Origin of the sequence: Spirosoma aerolatum, from assembly GCF_002056795.1 — a bacterium.
GTDB lineage: Bacteria > Bacteroidota > Bacteroidia > Cytophagales > Spirosomataceae > Spirosoma > Spirosoma aerolatum.
On the sequence record NZ_CP020104.1, the window covers coordinates 7,613,902 to 7,634,772 of the forward strand.

Below are 20,871 nucleotides of genomic sequence, written 5' to 3' on the forward strand. Positions count from 1 at the left end.
GTAATGCGGCTGGAAAGCCGCAACCTGACCTGGCCTACGGCCGCACGGGTTTCCACCCACGTTACACCAATTCATTATGAGCCTGATAGAAAAAGTCAAAAATTTATTTGGGTTTACCCCAGCCGAGCAGCAACCGACTCTAGCAGCCTCCAACGTGCCTGATGAATTTGAACAGCCGACTGAGTCTAAACAGCTAACTCATGGCCCGTCAAAAACAGGGCTGGTGGGGCCTCCACCAGCATCTCAGTTACGGGAGCACGTTATGCGGTTTATAATCAGTAAACTTCGGGCTTATCAGAATGAGCCCGACACCGCTCCCGTAGGTGTACGATTGGCAGTTTTATGCACCGATACTGAGGAAGAAGAACTATACCGGGTCGTTGTGTGGGCGAATCAACCGGAAAAGTTTCAGGCCGAGCTGGCTCGCCAACTGGCCGATTATTACATTACACTGCCCAAAAACTGGCAGTTCGAGTACGCCTTTTTTACTGACCAATTGCCCGACACTACATACCAGGAAGGAAATCTGGGTTTGGTCGTTGTCGATCGAGCGAAGCCTGAAAGCGCCACTCTTCGCGCACGAGTAGTTGCCCTGGTGGGGCAGATGGAGCAAGCGGAATACATACTTGATTCAACCCAGCAAACCGCGTTCTGCATGGGCCGTGGACATACAACTCAAACGGCATCGGGGCGGGTTCGGACCAATGATATTGTTATATTAAATGACGACGATCCAGGATTCGATCCCCAAAAAGGCGCTGGCAATGGGGCCGTTAGTCGGGCGCATGCGACAATTCGCTTTGATATGATACAAAAACGCTATGCGCTGCTGGTCGATCCAGGTGGGCTACCTTCCGGGGGGAACAAAACGAAGCTCATTCACCCAAACGATACCATCGAACGGGCCGATATTGCCGGCATGAGTTACCCCCTACAAAATGGCGATCAGATTGAGCTTGGGGGCGAAGTAACACTCTTGTTCGAGCTTCTATAAAGCAGCTCAGTATAGGTTAGAGTAGGATCAAGTAAATCATTGTACGTGAAGGCTTTGGTAGTTCTAGGCATGACGCACGTCTTTCGCAATGCCTGGTTTATTTTCCTATGAAGACTTTCTCTCTGCTTTGCCTTTCTCTCTTTTTTCCGTTGGTACTTTTAGCTCAGGCGACGGAATCGTATCCTGTTCATCCTGATACGCAGCCTCAGGAGGGAGTCCCCAAAGGCGAAGTGCTTAAATTCACATTCGAGTCGTCCAGGATTTTTCCGGGTACATGGCGCGAGTATTGGGTATACATACCTGCGCAATATCAGCCTTCTCAACCAGCCTGTGTGTATATAAATCAAGACGGCATTCAGTGGCAGGCCCCCGCCGTTTTTGATAATCTGATTCATAAAAAGCAAATGCCCGTCACGATTGGCGTGTTCGTGATGCACGGGCGTGTGAAAGCAGCTAATACCGATGTGGCTTTGGATCGCTTCAACCGGAGTTTTGAGTATGATGGGTTAGGGGATAACTATGCCCGGTTCCTGCTGGATGAGCTTCTTCCCGAGGTTGAAACCAAAAAGGCGTCAGATGGACGAACCATTCGTCTGTCTCATAACGGGAATGATCGGGCTATCGGTGGATCTAGTAGTGGGGCCGTTTGTGCATTTACGGCAGCCTGGGAGCGCCCGGATGCGTTTAGCCGGGTATTCAGCACGATTGGTACGTATGTTGGTTTACGCGGGGCCGATCATTATCATACCTTAATCCGGAAGGTTGAACCCAAACCGTTGCGCATTTTTCTACAGGACGGCACCAACGATCTTAACATCTACGGGGGCGACTGGTGGATGGCCAATCAGACTATGGAACGTGCCCTGACGTTTGCGGGCTACGACGTACAGCATATCTGGGGCGAGGGGGCTCATAGTGGCAAACACGGAACGGCGATTTTTCCCGATGCCATGCGCTATCTGTGGAAAGGGTGGCCCGAGCCCATCAAAGCAGGTACGTCAAAAAATCAGATGCTTACCGATATTTTAGTACCCAATGCAGACTGGCAACTGGTTGGCGAAAACTATCGCTCCGCTGATGGGCTTTGCGCCAATGCTCAGGGCGAAGTGTTTTTTACGGATGGTCCAGCGGGAACGCTATGGAAAGTAGGCCTCGACGATAAACTGGGACAGGTCGGTGGCAAGCATAAAGGAGGCCATCGTCAGGCATTTGGCCCCGATCAGCGAATGTATGCCACTGCGAATGCAGGCTCCAGCATAACCACCTATACACCTGATGGAAAGACGTCGGTTGTAGCTGAAGGGCTGGCTGTGCATGATCTGGTGGTAGCCAGCAATGGCAATATCTATGTTACCAGTAAGCGTACTGAGGCCAAAGGCGGTAGTCAGGTGTGGCTAATTCCCCCATCGGGCAAAAAACTTGTAGTCGATACCGATCAATTTTCTGCCAGTGGGATTGCGTTATCGCCCGATCAAACGCTTTTGTACGTGTCCGATTCCGATTCGCACTGGGTCTACAGTTATTCGATCCGGGCAGATGGCACCCTGGCTAATAAACAGAAGTATTACTGGCTTCACGCACCCGATACGGCCGATAATGCGGGAGCAGACGGTCTTAAAACCGATCGGGATGGGCGGCTCTACGTAGCTACTCGCATGGGTATACAGGCATGTGACCAGGCTGGCCGGGTCAATGCTATCCTGCCCATCCCGGCTGGGAACGTATCCAGCCTTTGTTTTGGTGGCGCTAATTTCGATCGGCTCTACGTTACGTGTGGCAACAAGGTATACAGCCGTAAGCTGAATAGCAAAGGGGCTAATGCATGGGATAAACCTAACAAGCCTACAGCACCAAAATTATAAATCGATCCAGATAGTGGATAGTTGTGCCTGAGCAGACATCTGCCTATAATTGATAAGGCTTACTATTAATTATTCGATAAAATAATTAGGTAACATCTCCTGCCGGCGTTGTCATCGAATCCTTGCTGGATTATGGGCCAGATAATTTATGCCTGTCTTATTATGTGACTATTATTGTGTATTTAGTTTCAATATTCTATTTTTGTAAATTCTGGTATCTATACCTTCAAGGGAGACTATGGTTACCATTTGTGGGAATATGGAAAAACTTGTGTAGGTCAGATAATCGTGAGATTTAAATCAAGATGTTGTTAATCAATGGGTAGTAGCTACTTTACTTTCTAAAGAGTTGTATTTAATTATACATATTTCCTGTATCAATGAAAAAGAGTGATAGACTCATGCATTCAGAAACTAAGAGGGACTATAAGGTGATAAATGTGCCAAATACTATATAATGGTTTATTGTTGTATTTAAAACATACGTTTTTTGAAAATTTGATGTATGTAAATGAGTACTTTGGCCCGATATTTATAGAAAAAAAGATACTTTCCTCTTAACGTTATAATTATATGTCCTCCTGCCTGCTTGTTGAAAGTGATCCAGTGATTGCGAGTCAGTTAACAGACTTCTTGACACAAACTACACTTTTTGATCCACCAATCGTGTGCTCAACAGCGATGGAAGCCTTCCAGTTGCTGACGGATTATCCTGTCGATTTAATCATGTTGGACCTGGATTTGCCTGATATAACAGGAATTCAGTTGCTTGAAAGCCTGGTTAATACTCCACCAGTAATTGTGCTGGCTGATCATGCTGAACAGGCTGCTGCCTGTTATGATTTGGATGTGGTTGTCGATTTTTTACTTAAGCCTGCTCCTTATTTACGTTTCCTGCGTGCCATCCAACGGGCCTTATTACCACAGTTCAGCCATAGTTTTATAAGAGATACCAACTTAGTGATTGATAAAAAAGAGGCTACATTATTCAGATCGGGCCGGCAGTTGAAACGGTTCGTACTCGATGATATTCACTATGCTAAAGGGTAACGTATAACTATATTCACTATTTATAAAAATGAACGGCCATCCAGAGCTTCAAGCTGGATGGCCGTTGTAGCTAATAACAGCTTCTTAGTTTTTTCCACCCGAAACTTTGCCGGGTTTGGCTGGAACACCTGGTTGGGTGATTTCGAAATTTTCCTTTTGCTTGGCATCGGCAACCATCTTCCGAACGTCGGCTAGTAATTTTTTAGCGTCGTAAACCACACCATCTTTCACTGTGTAGGTAACGCCCCCCACGCGCTCTACCTCGTTTTTGTCGTTCAGATGAATGGCCCCCGTGCCGTAGAGCACTTTCAGGTTAGCCAGTGGATTTTGATCGATAATCACGAAATCAGCGAGTTTGCCTACTTCAACGGAGCCAATCTGATCGGCCATACCGAGAGCTTCGGCCCCTTTCAACGTAGCCGCCCGAATGACTTCGAGCGGATGAAAGCCTGCTTCGCGCAGGAGTTCGAGTTCGCGGATGTAGGCAAATCCATAAAGTTGATAAATGAAACCCGAATCGGAACCCGTGGTTACGCGCCCTCCCCGATTTTTATATTCGTTAATAAACTCCATCCAGAGTTGATAATTTTTCTTCCAGGCTACCTCCTGCTCAGTGCCCCACGAATGCCAGTATGACCCATGCGAAATCCGGCTGGGCCCGTAGAATCGCCACAGGCTTGGCATGGTATACTCGTCATGCCATTCAGCGCGTCGGGCCAGCATCAGTTCGCGGTTGGCTTCGTAGATGTTGAAGGTGGGGTCGAGGGTAAAGTCGAGCGCAATCAATTCGTCCATGACTTTATTCCAGCGTTCGCTACCAGGTTTGGCGGCCTGTTGCCACAGGTTACCTGCTTCCTCAAACCGATTTTGTTCATTGTTGTAATTGTAGTTGGCCGGATAGTTCTGTACGGTCTTGTCGTCGAAGAGGGCTTCAGGCAGTCCATACCAATGTTCCAAGGAGGTCAAACCGGCTTTGGCAGTCGCCAGGGCGTTCATGCGAGCTACTTCGAGTTGGGCATGGTGGCAGGCCGACCGTAGGCCGAGCTTTTTGTTTTCTTCCAGCGCTGCCCGAAAGATAGCCGGTTCGGCACCAAAAAATTTAATGCCATCGGCCCCACGTTTGGCATTTTGCTGTACCCAGGCGCGGGCTTGGTCGGGCGTATTGATTGGGTCTTTCGCGCCCTGCCCAAATACGGTGTATGCCTTGATGCGGGGAGCGGTAATTTCGTTTCGTTCACTTTTTGCCCTGTGATCCAGTACCCAATCCAGTCCATTACCGCACGATGGGTCGCGGATGGTGGTAATACCATGCCCCAGCCAGAGTTTAAACACGTATTCGGCATTGGCACCCTGCGCCTGCCCGCCAATGTGTCCGTGCATATCTACAAAACCTGGCATCAGGTACATGCCTTCGCAGTTCAGTTCTTTATCGCCTGGGTCAGCTTTGGGGCGGTTCTTCGCGTCGATGGGCACGCCTGGGTAACCTACCTGTTTGATCTGCGTAATCCGATTTTTTTCGACCACAATATCGACAGGGCCAATGGGGGGAGCCCCCGTACTGTTTACCAGGGTTACACCCCGAACGATCAGTTTGCCAAACGGCCCTTCGCCCTCATGGCGGGCCGGGGCCTTTTCAACCTGACCAAACAAGGTGTGAAAAATGAAGAGTGAAAAGTTAAGAATAAAGAGGAGTCGTGTATACGGTTCTATCATACGGGCAAATCGTTTTTGATAAACAGTTGTAAGATAAGCGAATCTGCCGGATTTTTGTACAGGCGGATAGAACGCAGATTGTCATGATTTACACAGATCATGATGAATCATAACAATTATAAAAATCTGCGTTCTATCCGTGTTCACTTGCCTATCGTATGCGCCAATTCATTATTACTAATTTCCTGCTTCTTGTGCTGGTGCTTGCTGTGGCATTTGCCTTTAGTATGAAAGCGACGATCTTTCAGAAAGAACCCGATACGAAAGCGAAACCAGCCGAAACCGCACCCACTGTTTTTTCGAACTACTGGTTTGCCAATAAAGCGGAACTGAACAGCTATCGGCTCCAACAGGCGAAAAGCGGGGCGTTGCATACAGGCGAGGCTACGCTGATTTTCCAGACGGAGAATTTCCTGTCGGCCAAACAGGTAAAAGCCGACCAACCGGAAGGATCGATTCCTGTACTGAAAACCAGTCTGTTCAAAACGTTTGCCACGGGTCTCTACGAGTATTCGCTGTCGACCTCGGTCTTTACACCTGTCGAGAAAAGCGGTGGCCGACCTGTACTGTTTCCGAATACGTTGAAAGTCAGTATGGCAGGGCAGGAGTGGGATGGCCAGTACTACCAGCAGATCAACTACCACGACAATGGCTATCAGGTGATCGGGAAATCATTTCTGGAAAAAGAGGTCGATGACGCGTATACGCTCGACAAAGTCATGCTTGAAGATGAACTCTGGAATCAAATTCGTATCAATCCTGACAAGTTGCCCACAGGCGAAACCCGACTGATTGCCGGGACCATGACTGCCCGACTTCGGCATAAACCCATTAGCGTGTTAACAGCCAAAGCGACGCTGGCTAATTACGAAGGGGTATTGTTTCCGGGTAACTACCTGAAATCGTACACAATCGAATACCCTACCGACGACCGAACGCTGATCATTATTTTTGAGCGCGATTTCCCCCATAAAATTGTCGGTTGGGAAGAAACCTACGATACCAAAGATAACCTTCTGACCTCCAGAGCCGTTTTAACGAAGACAATTCAAACAGATTACTGGAATCATAAGACCCCGGCCGACAGTACGTTACGGAAGGCACTTTTACACTAAACACCTATTTAGTCTGGCTAATCCGGCAGGAGAAAGCTACGGCTAACTTCACAAACACCATGAATCGTATTATCACATTTTGCTTATTCACCGTATGGCTGACGGCCTGTTCTGGCGATGGCGATAAGCCTAAAACGACTACCGAAGAGCCAATCTACACGCTGATTTTTCTGGATAAAACCCGTAGCGTAAACATTGATAAAGCGTTTGTAGGTCAGAAATACCAGCAGGCGCTAACCGACATCATTGAACAGAACATCCGGCAGAAGGGCGATAAGCTGGAAGTATATTTTATCCATGAAAATACATCCAAAGCCCGTGCGCTGAACATAACCGTTCGATCCGAAATGGACGATGTTTCAGCAGCCAGCCCGACCGATCGCGAAGCGGCCGAAACGGAGTTTAACCTGTCGCTCACGCGCGAAAAAGCGCAAATCCGGCAGCGGGTGCTCCAGCAGTTGGTAGCGCAAAATGTTGGTTCATCGAACCAGGAAACCGACATCTGGGCCAGCCTGCCTGTGATTGCCAAAGCCAATGAATCGGGCGCTACCGTAAAAGTATATTACCTCAGCGATATGATCGAGAGCGTTAAAGGCGCAAACCGACGCGATTTTCAGGTTACCCCTCCTAAAGATAACGCCCAGGCCGATGAATGGGCTAAAGCCGATGCCGAGCAACTTAAAAAGTACACGCTGGGTAGCCCGGAAATCACGATGATCCTGCCTTTCGAGCCGAACGCATCTGTGAAAGAAAATAACCCCGCCGTTACGCAATATTGGCAGACACTCTTCTCTGAACTGGGCGTGGGAACTGTAGAGGAACAGTAAGTCAGGACGAGATAGAAGGCGTTTCGGCAGGGATTTCAAAATGGTAACCTTCCGAAAAACCAGAGAAATCTTTGTTCAGGCAGTACGATGTGAGCGACAAACCATCCCCTTCGCGACGAACGGCCAGGTAGTGAAACAAGGGTTTGTAATCGGCGGCTATATCGGGTAGGCGGCTTGGCGACGTATTGAGAGGCTGACGCAGGCCACCGCCCCCCCGATCACCAGGAACGTTTTGCCGTCGAACTCATACCGTTCGAACGCGTGCGAATGCCCGGTAATAAACAGTTTTGCTTTTTGCGACCGGAGGTAAGGTGGTACAAATCGTTGCTGAACCAGCTTGGATGAGCCTACCAGTTTGCTATTGGAGTAGGGCGCATGGTGGCAGGTCACAATAACGACTTTAATCGATGGGTCGTTGTCCAGGTCCTCCAATGTTTGCTGATACCACGTTTGCTGGGTAACCAAATCCGCTATCGACAGGATACTGAAATTGGAGTTCAGCATAATGACGGCAATGGAATCGGTCACTTTCACATAGCCCGTATGAATATGGTCGGGAAAGCGCTGCTGGAAATTTCGGGCACCTTTCCGAGGGCGGCCCATCACATCATGGTTGCCCATGATGGCATAAACGGCCGTTTGAACCTCCGTACATTTCAACAGAAACTGGTCAATGATTCGCCACTTGCTATTCCGATAACCTAGTGAAACAATGTCGCCTAGCCAATAGAGAACAGCCGGTTGAATCCGCAGGATTTCGTTGAAAATTACCTGCGTAGCTTTTTTGTTCTGGTGTGTGCGCAATACCAGGCGTTCGACCCACATAGGCGCCTGTGTATCGCTCAGAAATAAAATATCCCGTTTACTCGTATCCGTTTCCATAACTATTCATGCATTTTACCAGGAGAATGCCCGCCAAACCAACTGCAACTCGGCGGTGAAGGCCGCGTTCTCGACGGCTACGGCATCGAACCATTTCAATTCTCCTGCTATTCGAAAACGACGGCCAATCGGATATGTGTATGAAGCAGCCGCCATCCAGCCTAAACTATTGGTATTTGTCATGACAGTACCCTGATAATCGAGCCGTGAATGATTAACGTATAAACCCGTTCCGGCAGTTATCGCCATCCGACGCGCCACGCTCCGGTCGGTACCTGTAAGCCATCCCAATGGCATTGAAAACACAACCAGAATCGGAACTGCCGACACATACACATGCGTATTCTCACCCGCTACCTCCCCCCGGTAACTATACATCGTTGTCCAGCCCGTTTCGAGCCCTACCCGAAGCCGATGATCGGGATACCACATCACCCGGAGCGAAGATGGCGTGCCAAATCGACTCAAACGTGGCTGCTCAATGGCATCCGGTACACCGAGGTGCGTTGAATAATACGACAACCCACCCCCTGCTGTTACAACCACGGTGTAGGGTCCACGACGCGTATCGGTAAGCGTATCCGTTTCAATAGCCTGTAGCCGACGCTGCCGACGAGCCGACGGGCTCCGTTGGGCCTGAACAGCCAGGCTTAGTAGTAGTAACAAAACAACCCAGCTTATTGTCTGTAAACGACGGTAAATCATACTTACGGTTGTTCAGTGTAGTGATAAAAGGCAACGACTGGCGAATAGTTGGAGAGAATACCATCGAACTGATTCTGACCGATAAACTCCCGGATAAATTCAGGTTCATCAAGGGTCCAGACAAAGACCGTCAGGCCGTCGGCTTTCATAGCCTGTACTTCGGCCGTTTGTGGGCCGAGTGTCCAGCGGGGAGCCCATATCCGTGCACCCAGACTACGGGTTAGCGCGGTGTCGAGTTCGCATAGGATAGGCGTATTTTCTTTGTTAGCCAGGGCTTTGTATGAGTCTACCGCTTCGGTACTGGGCAACCCAATAATGATGCGCAGGTCACGCCCAGCCTGAAGTGCTTTCTGCTGGTACTTTTGCTGAATGGCCTGCACTTTGTCCATCGGGCCAATGTATTTGGTATCGAGCCAGACAAAGTTCAGCGCTGTATTGTTCAACACCGTTTCCATGGCTTCTTCCAGCGTTGGTATTTTTTCGCCATTGATGAGCCGGACAAACGTGCTCAGTTGCTGATACGTGTAGTCTTCGACTGGCCCCATCAGGCCATTTTTCTGGATGAGCCGCAGATTAAGTGTGTTGTCGTGGTACAGAATCGGGACACCATCTTTCGTATAGCGAACATCGACTTCAATGCCGGTAGCGCCCAGCCTGGACGCCAGCTTGATGATTTCGACCGAGTTTTCAGAAGCGGGTAGTAAATCTGATGTACGTCCTCCACTGCGGTGCGCCATAATGGAAAACGGCCGAGAATTTAGCGGTCGATTATAGGTTAAGGTAATCGGATGACTTAGTGAGCTATTTTTATCGCCGTACAGGCCGTCGATAACCATGGTATCGCCGGGAGCCAGTTGACCTTTATAAAGCTGGAGTTTGCCCTGGTGCTTGACCCGGAGTGTCAACTGAACCAGGCCGATCCGATCGTTCACCAGTTTACGCCAGTAACCGCCCAGCACCAGGCTATCCGTTTGTGGTGTGCCTTCGAGGTTAAAATACGCGGCATCTTTACCCGTAAAAACCGACAGGTAGTAACTGGTGTCAGCGCCATTGTGCAGATACGTCCACTTCAGGGCTACCTGATCACCAAATTCGCTGGCTCCATTCGATACAGTATACACGCCGTTCGTAACTGCCCGAACAGCCGTTCCAAATTGACCGGAACCGGGTAGATTGGTAAAATCATAGGGGACCAGAGCCTCATACGTCTTCCGACAACTCAGGGAGACGATCAACAACAAGGCTAGCAGGCTATAGATGATCGGTTTCACAGAATAAAGCCAAAAATAAGTTGAGGGTAAAACAGGTTGCGGTCAAACGTGTCGAATAGGGACCAGAGTTGCCAGTTGAAGTTGGAATAAGCGCCCCGAATACCAACCGACACATGGCGCTGGTGATAGAAAGGTTGTTCGAGCATAAACGTAAAGGCTACTCCATTTACCTCCCGGCGGTTATATACGACTGCCAGTGAACCTACCTGCGACCGATAGTACAGATCGATAATGGCTTCGGTTCGGAACGTAAACCGAAGATCGCGGGTGAGTTTATAGCCAACCGAAACATTCGGAAACGTTTCGACACCAAAGGCCTGACTGCTAAATACATCCTTGATTTGTAAGGCCCCCAGCCAGCCGGTTATATCGTAGCCAGCCGACATAAACAATCGATTCGTAAACGGTTTAACCCAGCGAAAGCCCACGCCAATGTTACTCTGTACGAACTGAGTCTGAAAGCGGCCGGTCAGGTAGAAATTTTTCGACAGCCCCCGTTGTAGGTTAAAGTCAATGGCAGGGACACTCACCCGGATTTCTTCCGTTAGTTCGGGGGGCGTAGTGGTAAAGACAACCCCAACCGACTTGCGCCATTTGCCGGGCAGTGGCGCCTGTGGAAAATAAATGCCGGGCTGCAATGGCCAGACGTTGCTGGATTGAGCCATTCCCAACTGGGCAAGCCCGATCAGCAGAGCCGAATAGCCAAGTCGTCGGAGTAGGTTACTGGAAGTGTAGAGATGTCGAATGGTAGCCACTTAAAAATCGGTATAAGCGTCAGAAGTACTAAACCGTATGGACCTGAATTTGTTGCTTCGTCTCATCGTTCAGGTTGCTAAAGCTAGTCAATTTGCCCAATTAGCTATGTTTACGATGCTGCTGATGCCATCAATTACGTAATTGTGACGAGTAACTATACCATTTTCGCAGGGGGTAGCTCCGAGAAAGTTGCATGGACTGGATGCTATATTTAATTCCCATTAAAAAAGTAACCAGCCCGAATTGGTCAGGCTGGTTAAATGGCAACGCAAACACTAAACTCAACTTATCTCACTATTAAGAACTCAATGTTACGGGGGTAGGAGTACGAATCTAACCAGCAATGGCATAGCTTGATTCCTGTGTTTGTTCTACAAGGCAGTCGGTATTCTGGCGGAGACTCAGGCAGCGTAGTTGCGTATTGATTTGGCGCTGGCAGGTCCTATATGTTGCTAAAGCATCTTTCTGGCTGAGGTCGATTAGTAAATAATCGTATCGGCGAAGTAGCAAATGGATGGTTAAGACTAGTTCCGGTTCGCCCAGTAAAATTTCGGTACGAAACGCCCCCAGCCTAGCTTTCGATAAAAATTCTACCCAGTAATTCAATTGTTCGTTGGCGGTTTGTTTGGCTTCCCGAAATAGGGAGGCTTTCAGTGGTTGATCGGCATCCTTATTGAAATCAAATGCATAGACTACCGTCAGGTCAATGGGTTCTGACTGGGTTTCCTGCCAGCGATTGAACGACAAGGCCATATCGACCGACCCATCCGTGAGCAAAAGAGTTTTTTTCATTGCGTAATCCTACCAAGTATTCCTGTCAAAATTAGGAGAGTTGGTTACGCTGAATTATGAGTAACGTTAGGCACAGGGCTGATTGTGGTCAGCCGACAGAATGGGTTTCAGGGCACATTGGGTCATGGCCGAAAAAAGAATGGCAAAAGGAGTTTTATCAGAAAAATGACGGATCTGAGTGACAAAAATCTGCTGTAGGTTTGACCTGCCTCAAGAATTTTGCGGAAGGAGAATGTCAACTTTACAGCTACTAATTGCCTTTATACCATGGCACCTACGCCTTCTATATTTCCAGCTTTGCCACAGCAGCCTATCTTACTGGTTTGTACATCTGCCAGTAATTCACAACGCCTGGATATAGACTGGTTGCTGGCAAAGCTTCGATCGCTTATTAAGCCGGGTATACAGATTATGTGCATCGACGAAGCCACCCATCCCGAAGTTGTCCGGAGTTTTGGTTTTACGAGCTTTCCTGGCTGTGTATTGCTCCAGCAAGGTTTCGAACTTTGGCGATACACAAGCCCTATTGATTATAACGCGTTGTCTTTACAAACGACCCACCAGGTAGACAGGCCCTCTTAGACTTAGTGCCCAGACCGAGCAGCCGAGTACCTGCCTGCTTTTATTCTTCTGCCCATTTCACCTTTTGCCGAAAATTATCATTTCATAAAACGGGTATTGGCCTATTCAGAATATGTATTCTGTAGAGTATCTTGCCGCTATAAGCACTTGTATAAGAGTGATCATACAGCATGATTTTTATTGAGTCAATTATAAGGTCTCGTAAGTGGCTGCTTTCCTGCATTTTCCTGCTAGTAACATCCTTTCCCGGCTGGGCTCAGCCTACTGGACGGTTCCTAGGCAGTGTTTTGGCGCAATGGGTGGATACTGACAACGGCCACCGTAACCTAAAACTCCTGAACGACTTCGGTTATGTCGATTCGAAAGGAAAGACCTGGGAAGTGCCTGGCGGTACGATTATTGAAGAGGCCTCTATGCCAAAGTCACTATGGCTACAGGATAGTATACCGTTACTGACATCCTATCGACGTGCGGCTATCCTCCTCACCTATTATTGCAAGTACAGAAAGGAAAACTGGTTCTTAGTTTATCGGATGTTCTACGATGCCTGTTTAACGGCGGGTTTACCGGAGCGTAAGGCCAAAGCATTGTTTGCCGGTGTTTTTGCCAGCCAACAACGGTGGTCACCTTCCTATGGTTACAGGAGTATTAGTGATAAAACCGTTTCATTTCTGGGGTACCAATTGATCAATGTGTCTATAGCAGAAATCGACTTCAACGAGATTCTTGAGTGGATTGAGACGAAAAATCCATCCATAGATGAGCTTGTGATTCGGTTACATTGCTCGATGAAAGAAAAAAAAGAAAAACGCTTGCTCGAGCCCAAAGACTTGTAAATGGATCAGCGATTCAGTGTAATTACGTTAGGCACGGACGATTTGACGGCTATGAAGCAATTCTACACCGAAACGCTGGGCTGGAAACCCGTAGCCGAAAATAAAGACATTGTCTTTTACAAAATGAATGGTTTTCTGTTTAGCCTGTTTGACCGAGCTAATCTGGCTCAGGGGGTTGGGGTTTCGGCTGAAGGTACTGGTTTCCGATCGTTTACGCTAGCCTATAATGTCGGTTCGAAACGGGAGGTCGACGACTTATTTGACGAGCTGAAAGTGAAAAAGGTTACTATTCTGAAAGAACCGCACGACACCCCCTTTGGCGGTTACTTCTTCTATTTTGCTGACCCAGAAGGGAATGTACTTGAAGTAGCGTATAATCCCTATGTGCCTCTGGATGAACGCAGTAATATTGTTACGCACAAGAATATTGATGAGCTGTAAGTATCTGAAAAACATTTATCTTGTCGGACCAATCGATTAGTGTAAACTCATAGAACCTGAATCATATGAGCCGTATACCTTATTGGTTACCTATCGTTTTAGTGTGCACGACTTCTCAATATTTACAGGCACAGACTGATTCTACAGTGGTCTTTCGGCAATCACAGGTAGAAAGGGTTGCTTCCAATTTTTCAAGCATCGATAGGCAGTCGACTTTACCTGCGAGAATCTATTCAAGGCAGGATACTTCCTTAGCTGTACAGCAACTTTTCGAGGATAAACGATCATTGGGAAAAACGTACACGATGGTAGGAGGCTGCAATCTGATAGGATTTATTGCCTTACCCGCCGGGGCTTCGGTTGGAGCCATTGGCTTGGTAACCGTTGGATTAGGAGCGATCAAAAAAGCCAGGTTTCGTCGTTATCGGGAAGAGGTTATTCTCAGAGATTATCAGTCAGGTATCCCTTTACCGCAGCGAATCCAACGTCAATTAAAAGCAAAGTATTTTGGCTAAGTTGACAAAGGCGTATACACGTAGAAAGCTGTATAACATCCTGATAGCTAGGGCGTAAATTAGCCAACTTTATTTTTGATTGAAGATTCTATAAAAGAGATTATAGGGTGAAACATAAAAATCGATCGCTATACAGTTTAATCGTACTATTGTTTGCTCTGGTATTTCCTATTGTCTACGAGTACTTACGAGATTGGCCAGCGACAGGTGTAGTAGGGGCACTTCTGATGTTTTTTGGGTTAGGCATCTCAGGCCCTTTGCTAATTATGTATAGCCTTCTTGTTTACCTTTTTTCTGAAAGCAAAGAAAAGAAACTTCTGTCCGCACTAGCCCTCGCGATTGGTCTATCGTGGGTAATATACATGATGTATACCATGTCAACTGGAGTTGACTAGGACACAGGCATTTTAGGGTAGAATTAGTACTTACTTCGCCAATAAGCTATGACACATGGGTATCGTATCCTGAATATGGACCGGGAGTTGGTAATGCGACAGACCTCGACCGATAAGCAATAGGGCGACAACGACAGTTGCCAGGGAAAGGGTACGGTTCAGGTATTGGCGGCCAAGTATCGACAACCAGCCTGTCATTAGATTGACACCCAGCAAGGCGGGTAGCGTTCCCAGGCCGAACAGAAGCATATAGGAAGCTCCGGCCTGAGGGGTATTGGTAGCCAATGTACCGGCCAGAGCCAGGTACGTAAATCCGCATGGAAGCAGGCCATTCAGGATACCTAACAGCCCGAAGCCCATCCAGCCGGGCTGTTGCATATGATGGCGAAACGTGCGGGTTATCTGATGATCGAGCCAGGGCCAGCGCAACCGGGCCGGTAAGCCTTTCCGCCAGAAAAAACTGATCAGTAACGCAAGGCCACTTATAACGGCCAGCGGACGTTGCCAGCCCATCAGGTGTAACCCCAGGCTCATTGTACCAGCTAATGCGCCTAATGAGCTGTAAGTAGCCACACGGCCCAAATGATATAGACCGACAGCTTTCCAGCGGGCATTCTTCCGAATTCGGCCAACAGGTAGAGCCGCCACCAACGGTCCGCACATACCTACGCAGTGCAGGCTGCTGATCAGCCCCGTAACAAAAGCGGTGGCGAGCCAGGGTGACATAGCTTATAAATCGAGTTGGCTTTCCTGATAATACTCGCGGCTACCATCCGACCAGGTAAATTGTATCCGCCAGCGCCCACGGGCCAGAGCAGCCGTCGAAACCACCTGCTGGGCCTCATGGCTGGCCGGAATCGTTATCTTAAAGTCCTGCTTCCGATCACCGGGGCGGTAAAAAACAATCTGACCATTTTGCAAGGTTTTTGGGAGTTCGCAAACTACCTGCTGCTGGTCGGGCTGATTGGTGATGACAGCAGCCATGTTTTGCCGGGCATTGTTCTCCCGGTCAATTTGCCGCTGATAGTCAAGCTCATTCTGGTAATAGTTATCACTAACCAGATCGACATGCTCGCGGCTCATCTGGTACACCATCGTACCGATAAAACCTGCAAAGAGCACAAATACAAGAACGATTGATTTACCCCAGTTCATAGATTTAATGAGCGAAAGAGTGAATGAGTGAAAGAGCGAATGGGTTGAGTAAAAAATAACGTGCGTCAGCATTCGCTCTTTCACTCATTCACTCTTTCGCTCATTGGACAGGTCCTAAAAATGTTGTGTTTAGTTTATCGACGACTTCGCCATCGGATACGACTTCGATAACAAGCTTGGTGCTGTTCTGATGGATTGATTTCTCGGGTAATAGAATGAAAAACATGCCCTTTGTCAGCTCATCGGCGGGTGCTTTTGTGATCGGTTGCACCATCCGAAGTTTGGCTCCCGGATAAGCCACCCGGAACGAAACGGGCTTGTCTCTGTGCGTTTTGTTGACCAGTTCGACCAGATACAGATCGGAAATCATGCCTCCCGGTTCGCGCTGAAATAATTGGCCCGGCGCCCGCAGAACGGTAGTGTCGAGGTCGCTACGGCTCACCAGCAAAAAGCCCCACACGCTCATAAGCAAAACCAGAATAACACTATAGGCAATCATACGGGTGGTAATACGCCACGGCTTCTGCGTCCGAACCCCTTCAAGCGAATCGTACCGGATAAGGCCGCGTGGACGGCCAATTTTGTCCATGATCTCATCGCAGGCGTCGATGCATAAGGTACAGTTCACACATTCCATCTGATTGCCATTCCGAATGTCGATCCCCGTCGGGCAAACCTGTACGCACAGTTTACAGTCGATGCAATCGCCTTTGGGCTGGGCGCTGGGAGCAAGTGGTAGCGGGCTGAACGTGTCGTGATCCAGCGTAGGATTTGTGCTTTTTTTCTGGGCGCTACGTTCCATTTTTCCTCTTGGCTCGCCCCGGATTTCATCGTACGTGATGAGCACCGAATTTTTGTCGAGCATTACGCTTTGCAGGCGACCATAGGGACAAATAGTAGTGCATACGTATTCACGGACGTGAGCATAGACGGTGTAGAAAACCCCCGTAAACACCAGAATGGCTGTCAGTCCGGCCAGGTGGTTCTCCGGATTGTCGGTTATAATGGTCAGCAAGGCATCTTTGCCAATGATATACGCCAGAAATGTATTGCTGATAGCGAATGAAAGCAGGAAAAAGAGACTGTATTTAGCTAACTTTTTGAGGATTTTTTCGGTAGTCCAGGGGGCAGCATCCAGGCGTTTACGGGCGTTCTGATCACCTTCAATCCAGATTTCGATGCGTCGGAAAACCATTTCCATGAAAATGGTTTGTGGACAGGCCCAGCCACAGAATACACGTCCGTAAATTGTTGTAAACAGAACAATGAAGACAATAAAGGCAAGCATCCCAATGGCGACCAGGTAAAAATCCTGGGGCCAGAAGGTAACACCGAAGAAGTTGAATTTCCGCTCCAGAATGTTGAATAGGAACAGCGGCTGGCCATCATAACTCAGAAAAGGCCCAGCAAACAGGGCAGCTAGTAAAACCCAGGATACAACATTCCGCCAGCGATAGTATCGCCCTTTCACCACACGAGGATAAAGCCATTCCCGTTTACCGAAGGTAGAGGAGGGTTTCTTTTCAGGAGGAGCGTTGAGTGTTGCGTTCATTGAGGTATTGTTCTTTTACTTTTTGTCATTCCGACGAAGGAGGAATCTTAACTATTCCTCACTCCCGAGTATAGACACCTAAGATTCTTCCTTCGTCGGAATGACAAAAATTAATTTATGGCTACTTTCTCGCCCTGGGGCTCTTTGGCACCTGCGGGCTTAGTCCCCTGCAACGATAATATATAGCTGGAAACCTGCTGAATCTGAAGCGGATTGAGCTGTTTTTTCCAGGAGATCATTCCTTTATCGGGAACACCTTCGGTAACCGTGTGAAACACTTCTTTCACAGAGCCGCCATGCAGCCAGTATTCATCCGTGAGGTTCGGCCCAACTTTGCCTTCGCCCTTCTGACCATGACAGGCTGTACAGTATTGGTTGAACAGCGTTTTACCAGCCTCTAGCCCTTTGGCTTCAGTAAGTCTGGTGACCGTATTCTCATTGATTTTGCCTGCTACGAGCTTAACATAAGCTTCACGTTGTTTTTCAGCAACGGCTACTTCCTGATTGTATTCCTGCTCCATTACATTCCCAGCACCGATGACGTGGAAAATCAGCAGATAAATAGCCCCGAAAGCGATGGTCAGGTAGAACAGACCCATAAACCACGGAGGAGTCGGGTTGTCGAGTTCGGCGATACCATCGTAGGCATGCTCCAGCATCAGGTCTTTTTCGGTGCTAAGCGTGTGCAAACCGGCCCACTTTTGCCAGGCTGTCCGATTATCGGCGGGTTTGGCAGCAGTGTTCAATTTTAACCCCAACGCCTGACGCAGAACGTAAGCCAGATAAAGCGTAATGACTAATAGTAATCCAGTGGCAACGGTCACAAAGATCATCACCATTACCCACAGCAGGTCTTCGCCGGAGCTTAGATCCCAGACCGATTTGCCAGTTGTCGGGTCAAACAAAGTTGTTACGAGAAGATTCATAAAATAGATCGATTAAACCTCGCTGGATTCGTCGAGGGGCAGGTTACTCATTTGCTGCATATGGCGTTTGTCGGCGAGCAACAGGTACAATCCGACCAGCAGGAAAAAGGCGAAAAACGTCAGGAACGAACCGATCATATAGACGTCTGCCCCAGGTATGGCTGAAATAAATTGCTTGAACATGGCTTTTTGAAGGAGTGAGGAGCGCGGAGTGAGGAGGGCTGACGCGAGCCTATTTCTAATAGGGCTATTCTCGCTCCTCACTCCTACTACTTATTTCTGTGCGGTTTCCATTTTCTTAATGTCCGTTCCCAGCCGTTGCAGGTAGGCAATGAGGGCTACGATTTCGCGGTCGGGTTTTACATTGATCCCTTCTTTTGCCAGACGACCACTAACTTCGGTTGCCTGTTTGGTCAGGTCTTCATTGGCCTGGGCAATAGCGAGGTCATCGTAGGGAACACCAATCTTGTTCAGGGCCCGCAGTTTCGCCGATGTGTTTGAAATATCGAGCTGCTGCGTGATCAGCCACGGATAGGCAGGCATCACAGATCCGGGCGACATCGAGGTTGGATCGTTCATGTGGTGGTAGTGCCAGGAGTCGGGATATTTGCCGCCTTCGCGATGAAGGTCGGGGCCGGTCCGTTTGCTACCCCACAGAAATGGGTGATCGTACACGAACTCACCGGCTTTCGAGTATTCGCCGTAACGCTCGGTTTCGGAGCGGAACGGCCGGACCAACTGGCTATGACAGCTTACGCAGCCTTCGCGGATGAAGAGGTCGCGACCCTGTACTTCGAGCGCGGTATAAGGCTGAACAGAAGCAATGGTTGGCACATTCGATTTGACCATGAATGTCGGGATAAGCTCAATGAGCGAACCAATCAGAATAACGACCAGCGATGCAACCAGGAACTGGAAAGGCTTGCGCTCCAGCCAACGGTGCCAGTAAGTCTCACTGCCGGTTGGTTTATAGCTGACAGGCAGTGCATAGGCTTCGGCTTCTTCGTTGGCAACCAGTTTTCCGGCAGCCATGGTTTTGAAGAGGTTATAGCCCATCAGAATAGCTCCCAGCAGGTACAGCGTTCCACCCAGCGCCCGCATCATGTGCATCGGCAGGATTTGCAGGGTTGTTTCGAGGAAAGTCGGGTATTTTAATACGCTGGCCTCCGTAAACTCTTTCCACATCATGCCCTGCGTGAAGCCTGATATGTACATGGGGATGGCATAGAACAGAATACCCAGGGTGCCGATCCAGAAATGGAAATTCAGCAGTTTTTTCGAATATAATGGTGTGCGATAGATGCGCGGAATGAGCCAGTACAGCATAGCGAAGGTCAGGAAACCATTCCAGCCCAACGCCCCAACGTGTACGTGTGCTACGATCCAGTCGGTAAAGTGCGCGATGGCGTTAACATTTTTGAGCGAGAGTAGCGGTCCTTCCAGCGTAGCCATACCATAGGCCGTCAGTCCAACGACCATGAATTTCAGGAGGGTATCTTCCCGAACTTTATCCCAGGCCCCGCGTAGAGTCAGCAGACCGTTGATCATACCGCCCCACGAGGGAGCAATCAGCATAATCGAGAAAACGGTTCCGAGCGATTGCGCCCAGTCGGGTAGGGAGCTATACAACAGGTGGTGAGGACCCGCCCAGATGTACAGGAATATCAAAGCCCAGAAGTGTAGAATCGACAGTCGGTATGAATAAACCGGACGGTTGGCCATCTTAGGCAGGAAGTAGTACATCATGCCCAGGTAGGGTGTTGTCAGGAAGAAAGCCACGGCATTGTGACCGTACCACCACTGAACCAGCGCATCCTGCACACCCGCATACATCGAATAGCTTTTGAGGAAGCTCACTGGCATCTCCATCGAATTGACGATGTGCAGTACAGCTACCGTTACAAAAGTGGCGATGTAGAACCAGATGGCCACGTACAGGTGCCGTTCGCGCCGTTTAACGATCGTGCCGAACATGTTGATACCAAAAACCACCCAGATCAGCGTGATCGCAATGTCGATGGGCCATTCCAGCTCAGCGTATTCTTTGGAACTGGTAAGACCCAGGGGTAAGGTAGCTACAGCCGACAGAATAATTAATTGCCAGCCCCAAAAGTGAATTTTGCTCAGTACATCGCTGAACATTCGGGTTTTACAGAGTCGCTGGAGCGAGTAATACACACCCATAAAAATGGCATTACCGACAAACGCAAAAATAACTGCGTTAGTATGCAACGGACGAATCCGGCCGAAGGTAGTATACTGGTTGCCCAGGTTGGCGGCTGGCGCAAATAACTGCGTAGCAACAATAACACCGACGAGCATCCCGATGATGCCCCAGATGATCGAAGCTACGGCAAAGTCACGGACAATTTTGTTGTCGTAGGCGAAACGTTCCACCAGTGTCTCACCGCCGGGTGGTTGCTGCCCAATGGACACCTTGCCGGGCTTAACCAGGTTGGAAGCAGCATCAGCGGCAGGTTGATTAATCGAAACATTCATAAT

The 20,871-nt window shown here is 48.8% G+C and carries 22 protein-coding genes; 9 read left to right on the forward strand and 13 right to left on the reverse strand.

Annotated features, from left to right (window positions below):
* Positions 1–76: 76 nt before the first annotated feature.
* The 3 genes from B5M13_RS31710 to B5M13_RS31720 all read left to right on the forward strand — a co-directional run bounded on the left by B5M13_RS31710 (position 77) and on the right by B5M13_RS31720 (position 3,906).
* Positions 77–994, forward strand: a complete 918-nt coding sequence (locus tag B5M13_RS31710; protein ID WP_080059472.1) for an FHA domain-containing protein — start codon at positions 77–79, stop codon at positions 992–994.
* 107 nt (positions 995–1,101) lie between these two features.
* Positions 1,102–2,856: an SMP-30/gluconolactonase/LRE family protein gene (locus B5M13_RS31715; protein WP_080059473.1), complete on the forward strand. Its 1,755-nt coding sequence runs from the start codon at positions 1,102–1,104 to the stop codon at positions 2,854–2,856.
* A gap of 573 nt (positions 2,857–3,429) precedes the next feature.
* A complete protein-coding gene (locus tag B5M13_RS31720) occupies positions 3,430–3,906 on the forward strand; it encodes a LytR/AlgR family response regulator transcription factor (protein ID WP_080059474.1) in 477 nt (158 codons plus the stop codon).
* Between the two features lie 84 nt (positions 3,907–3,990).
* Here the strand turns inward: B5M13_RS31720 and B5M13_RS31725 are convergent, their stop codons facing one another.
* Positions 3,991–5,619 (reverse strand): amidohydrolase family protein, encoded by a 1,629-nt coding sequence (locus tag B5M13_RS31725; protein WP_080059475.1) that lies wholly within the window; start codon positions 5,617–5,619, stop codon positions 3,991–3,993.
* 158 nt (positions 5,620–5,777) lie between these two features.
* Between B5M13_RS31725 and B5M13_RS31730 the strand changes: the two genes are divergently transcribed.
* Both B5M13_RS31730 and B5M13_RS31735 read left to right on the forward strand, forming a co-directional pair.
* Positions 5,778–6,734: a hypothetical protein gene (locus B5M13_RS31730; protein ID WP_080059476.1), complete on the forward strand. Its 957-nt coding sequence runs from the start codon at positions 5,778–5,780 to the stop codon at positions 6,732–6,734.
* A 59-nt stretch (positions 6,735–6,793) separates the two neighbouring features.
* Positions 6,794–7,561, forward strand: a complete 768-nt coding sequence (locus B5M13_RS31735) for a hypothetical protein (RefSeq protein ID WP_080059477.1) — start codon at positions 6,794–6,796, stop codon at positions 7,559–7,561.
* A 1-nt stretch (position 7,562) separates the two neighbouring features.
* Here B5M13_RS31735 and B5M13_RS34365 read toward each other — a convergent pair whose 3' ends face one another.
* From B5M13_RS34365 to B5M13_RS31760, 6 genes are all read right to left on the reverse strand, one after another.
* Complete coding sequence (locus B5M13_RS34365; RefSeq protein WP_245859609.1) at positions 7,563–7,700, reverse strand: hypothetical protein; 138 nt, start codon at positions 7,698–7,700, stop codon at positions 7,563–7,565.
* A 17-nt stretch (positions 7,701–7,717) separates the two neighbouring features.
* A complete protein-coding gene (locus B5M13_RS31740; RefSeq protein ID WP_245859610.1) occupies positions 7,718–8,443 on the reverse strand; it encodes a metallophosphoesterase family protein in 726 nt (241 codons plus the stop codon).
* 15 nt (positions 8,444–8,458) lie between these two features.
* Complete coding sequence (locus B5M13_RS31745) at positions 8,459–9,148, reverse strand: hypothetical protein (protein WP_080059478.1); 690 nt, start codon at positions 9,146–9,148, stop codon at positions 8,459–8,461.
* Positions 9,149–9,150: 2 nt separating this feature from the next.
* A complete protein-coding gene (locus B5M13_RS31750) occupies positions 9,151–10,419 on the reverse strand; it encodes a glycerophosphodiester phosphodiesterase (RefSeq protein WP_080059479.1) in 1,269 nt (422 codons plus the stop codon).
* Positions 10,416–11,174 (reverse strand): hypothetical protein, encoded by a 759-nt coding sequence (locus B5M13_RS31755; protein ID WP_155297368.1) that lies wholly within the window; start codon positions 11,172–11,174, stop codon positions 10,416–10,418. Before B5M13_RS31755 ends, B5M13_RS31750 begins: the two co-directional genes overlap by 4 nt.
* Before the next feature lie 334 nt (positions 11,175–11,508).
* Positions 11,509–11,967, reverse strand: coding sequence for a hypothetical protein (locus B5M13_RS31760; RefSeq protein ID WP_080059480.1), 459 nt, complete (start codon positions 11,965–11,967; stop codon positions 11,509–11,511).
* A gap of 267 nt (positions 11,968–12,234) precedes the next feature.
* Between B5M13_RS31760 and B5M13_RS31765 the strand changes: the two genes are divergently transcribed.
* The 4 genes from B5M13_RS31765 (at position 12,235) to B5M13_RS31780 (ending at position 14,341) form a co-directional block, all read left to right on the forward strand.
* On the forward strand, positions 12,235–12,549 hold the full coding sequence (locus tag B5M13_RS31765) for a hypothetical protein (protein ID WP_080060163.1): 315 nt from the start codon (positions 12,235–12,237) through the stop codon (positions 12,547–12,549).
* Positions 12,550–12,848: 299 nt separating this feature from the next.
* On the forward strand, positions 12,849–13,385 hold the full coding sequence (locus tag B5M13_RS31770; protein ID WP_170061223.1) for a DUF1353 domain-containing protein: 537 nt from the start codon (positions 12,849–12,851) through the stop codon (positions 13,383–13,385).
* Entirely contained in the window at positions 13,386–13,826 is a 441-nt protein-coding gene (locus B5M13_RS31775; protein WP_080059482.1) for a VOC family protein, read from the forward strand.
* Between the two features lie 287 nt (positions 13,827–14,113).
* A complete protein-coding gene (locus B5M13_RS31780) occupies positions 14,114–14,341 on the forward strand; it encodes a hypothetical protein (RefSeq protein ID WP_155297369.1) in 228 nt (75 codons plus the stop codon).
* A 425-nt stretch (positions 14,342–14,766) separates the two neighbouring features.
* Here B5M13_RS31780 and B5M13_RS31790 read toward each other — a convergent pair whose 3' ends face one another.
* From B5M13_RS31790 to ccoN, 6 genes are all read right to left on the reverse strand, one after another.
* Positions 14,767–15,462 carry a sulfite exporter TauE/SafE family protein gene (locus B5M13_RS31790; protein WP_080059485.1) on the reverse strand — a complete coding sequence of 232 codons (696 nt, stop codon included), beginning with the start codon at positions 15,460–15,462 and terminating at the stop codon, positions 14,767–14,769.
* A 3-nt stretch (positions 15,463–15,465) separates the two neighbouring features.
* Complete coding sequence (locus B5M13_RS31795; protein WP_080059486.1) at positions 15,466–15,891, reverse strand: FixH family protein; 426 nt, start codon at positions 15,889–15,891, stop codon at positions 15,466–15,468.
* Between the two features lie 100 nt (positions 15,892–15,991).
* A complete protein-coding gene (gene ccoG, locus B5M13_RS31800; RefSeq protein ID WP_080059487.1) occupies positions 15,992–17,443 on the reverse strand; it encodes a cytochrome c oxidase accessory protein CcoG in 1,452 nt (483 codons plus the stop codon).
* 110 nt (positions 17,444–17,553) lie between these two features.
* Positions 17,554–18,369, reverse strand: a complete 816-nt coding sequence (locus tag B5M13_RS31805; protein ID WP_080059488.1) for a cbb3-type cytochrome c oxidase N-terminal domain-containing protein — start codon at positions 18,367–18,369, stop codon at positions 17,554–17,556.
* 12 nt (positions 18,370–18,381) lie between these two features.
* The gene (locus B5M13_RS33775; RefSeq protein WP_170061224.1) at positions 18,382–18,552 is read right to left on the reverse strand and encodes a hypothetical protein; all 171 of its coding nucleotides are present in this window, start codon (positions 18,550–18,552) and stop codon (positions 18,382–18,384) included.
* Between the two features lie 90 nt (positions 18,553–18,642).
* Complete coding sequence (gene ccoN / locus B5M13_RS31810) at positions 18,643–20,868, reverse strand: cytochrome-c oxidase, cbb3-type subunit I (protein WP_080059489.1); 2,226 nt, start codon at positions 20,866–20,868, stop codon at positions 18,643–18,645.
* Between the last annotated feature and the right edge of the window lie 3 nt (positions 20,869–20,871).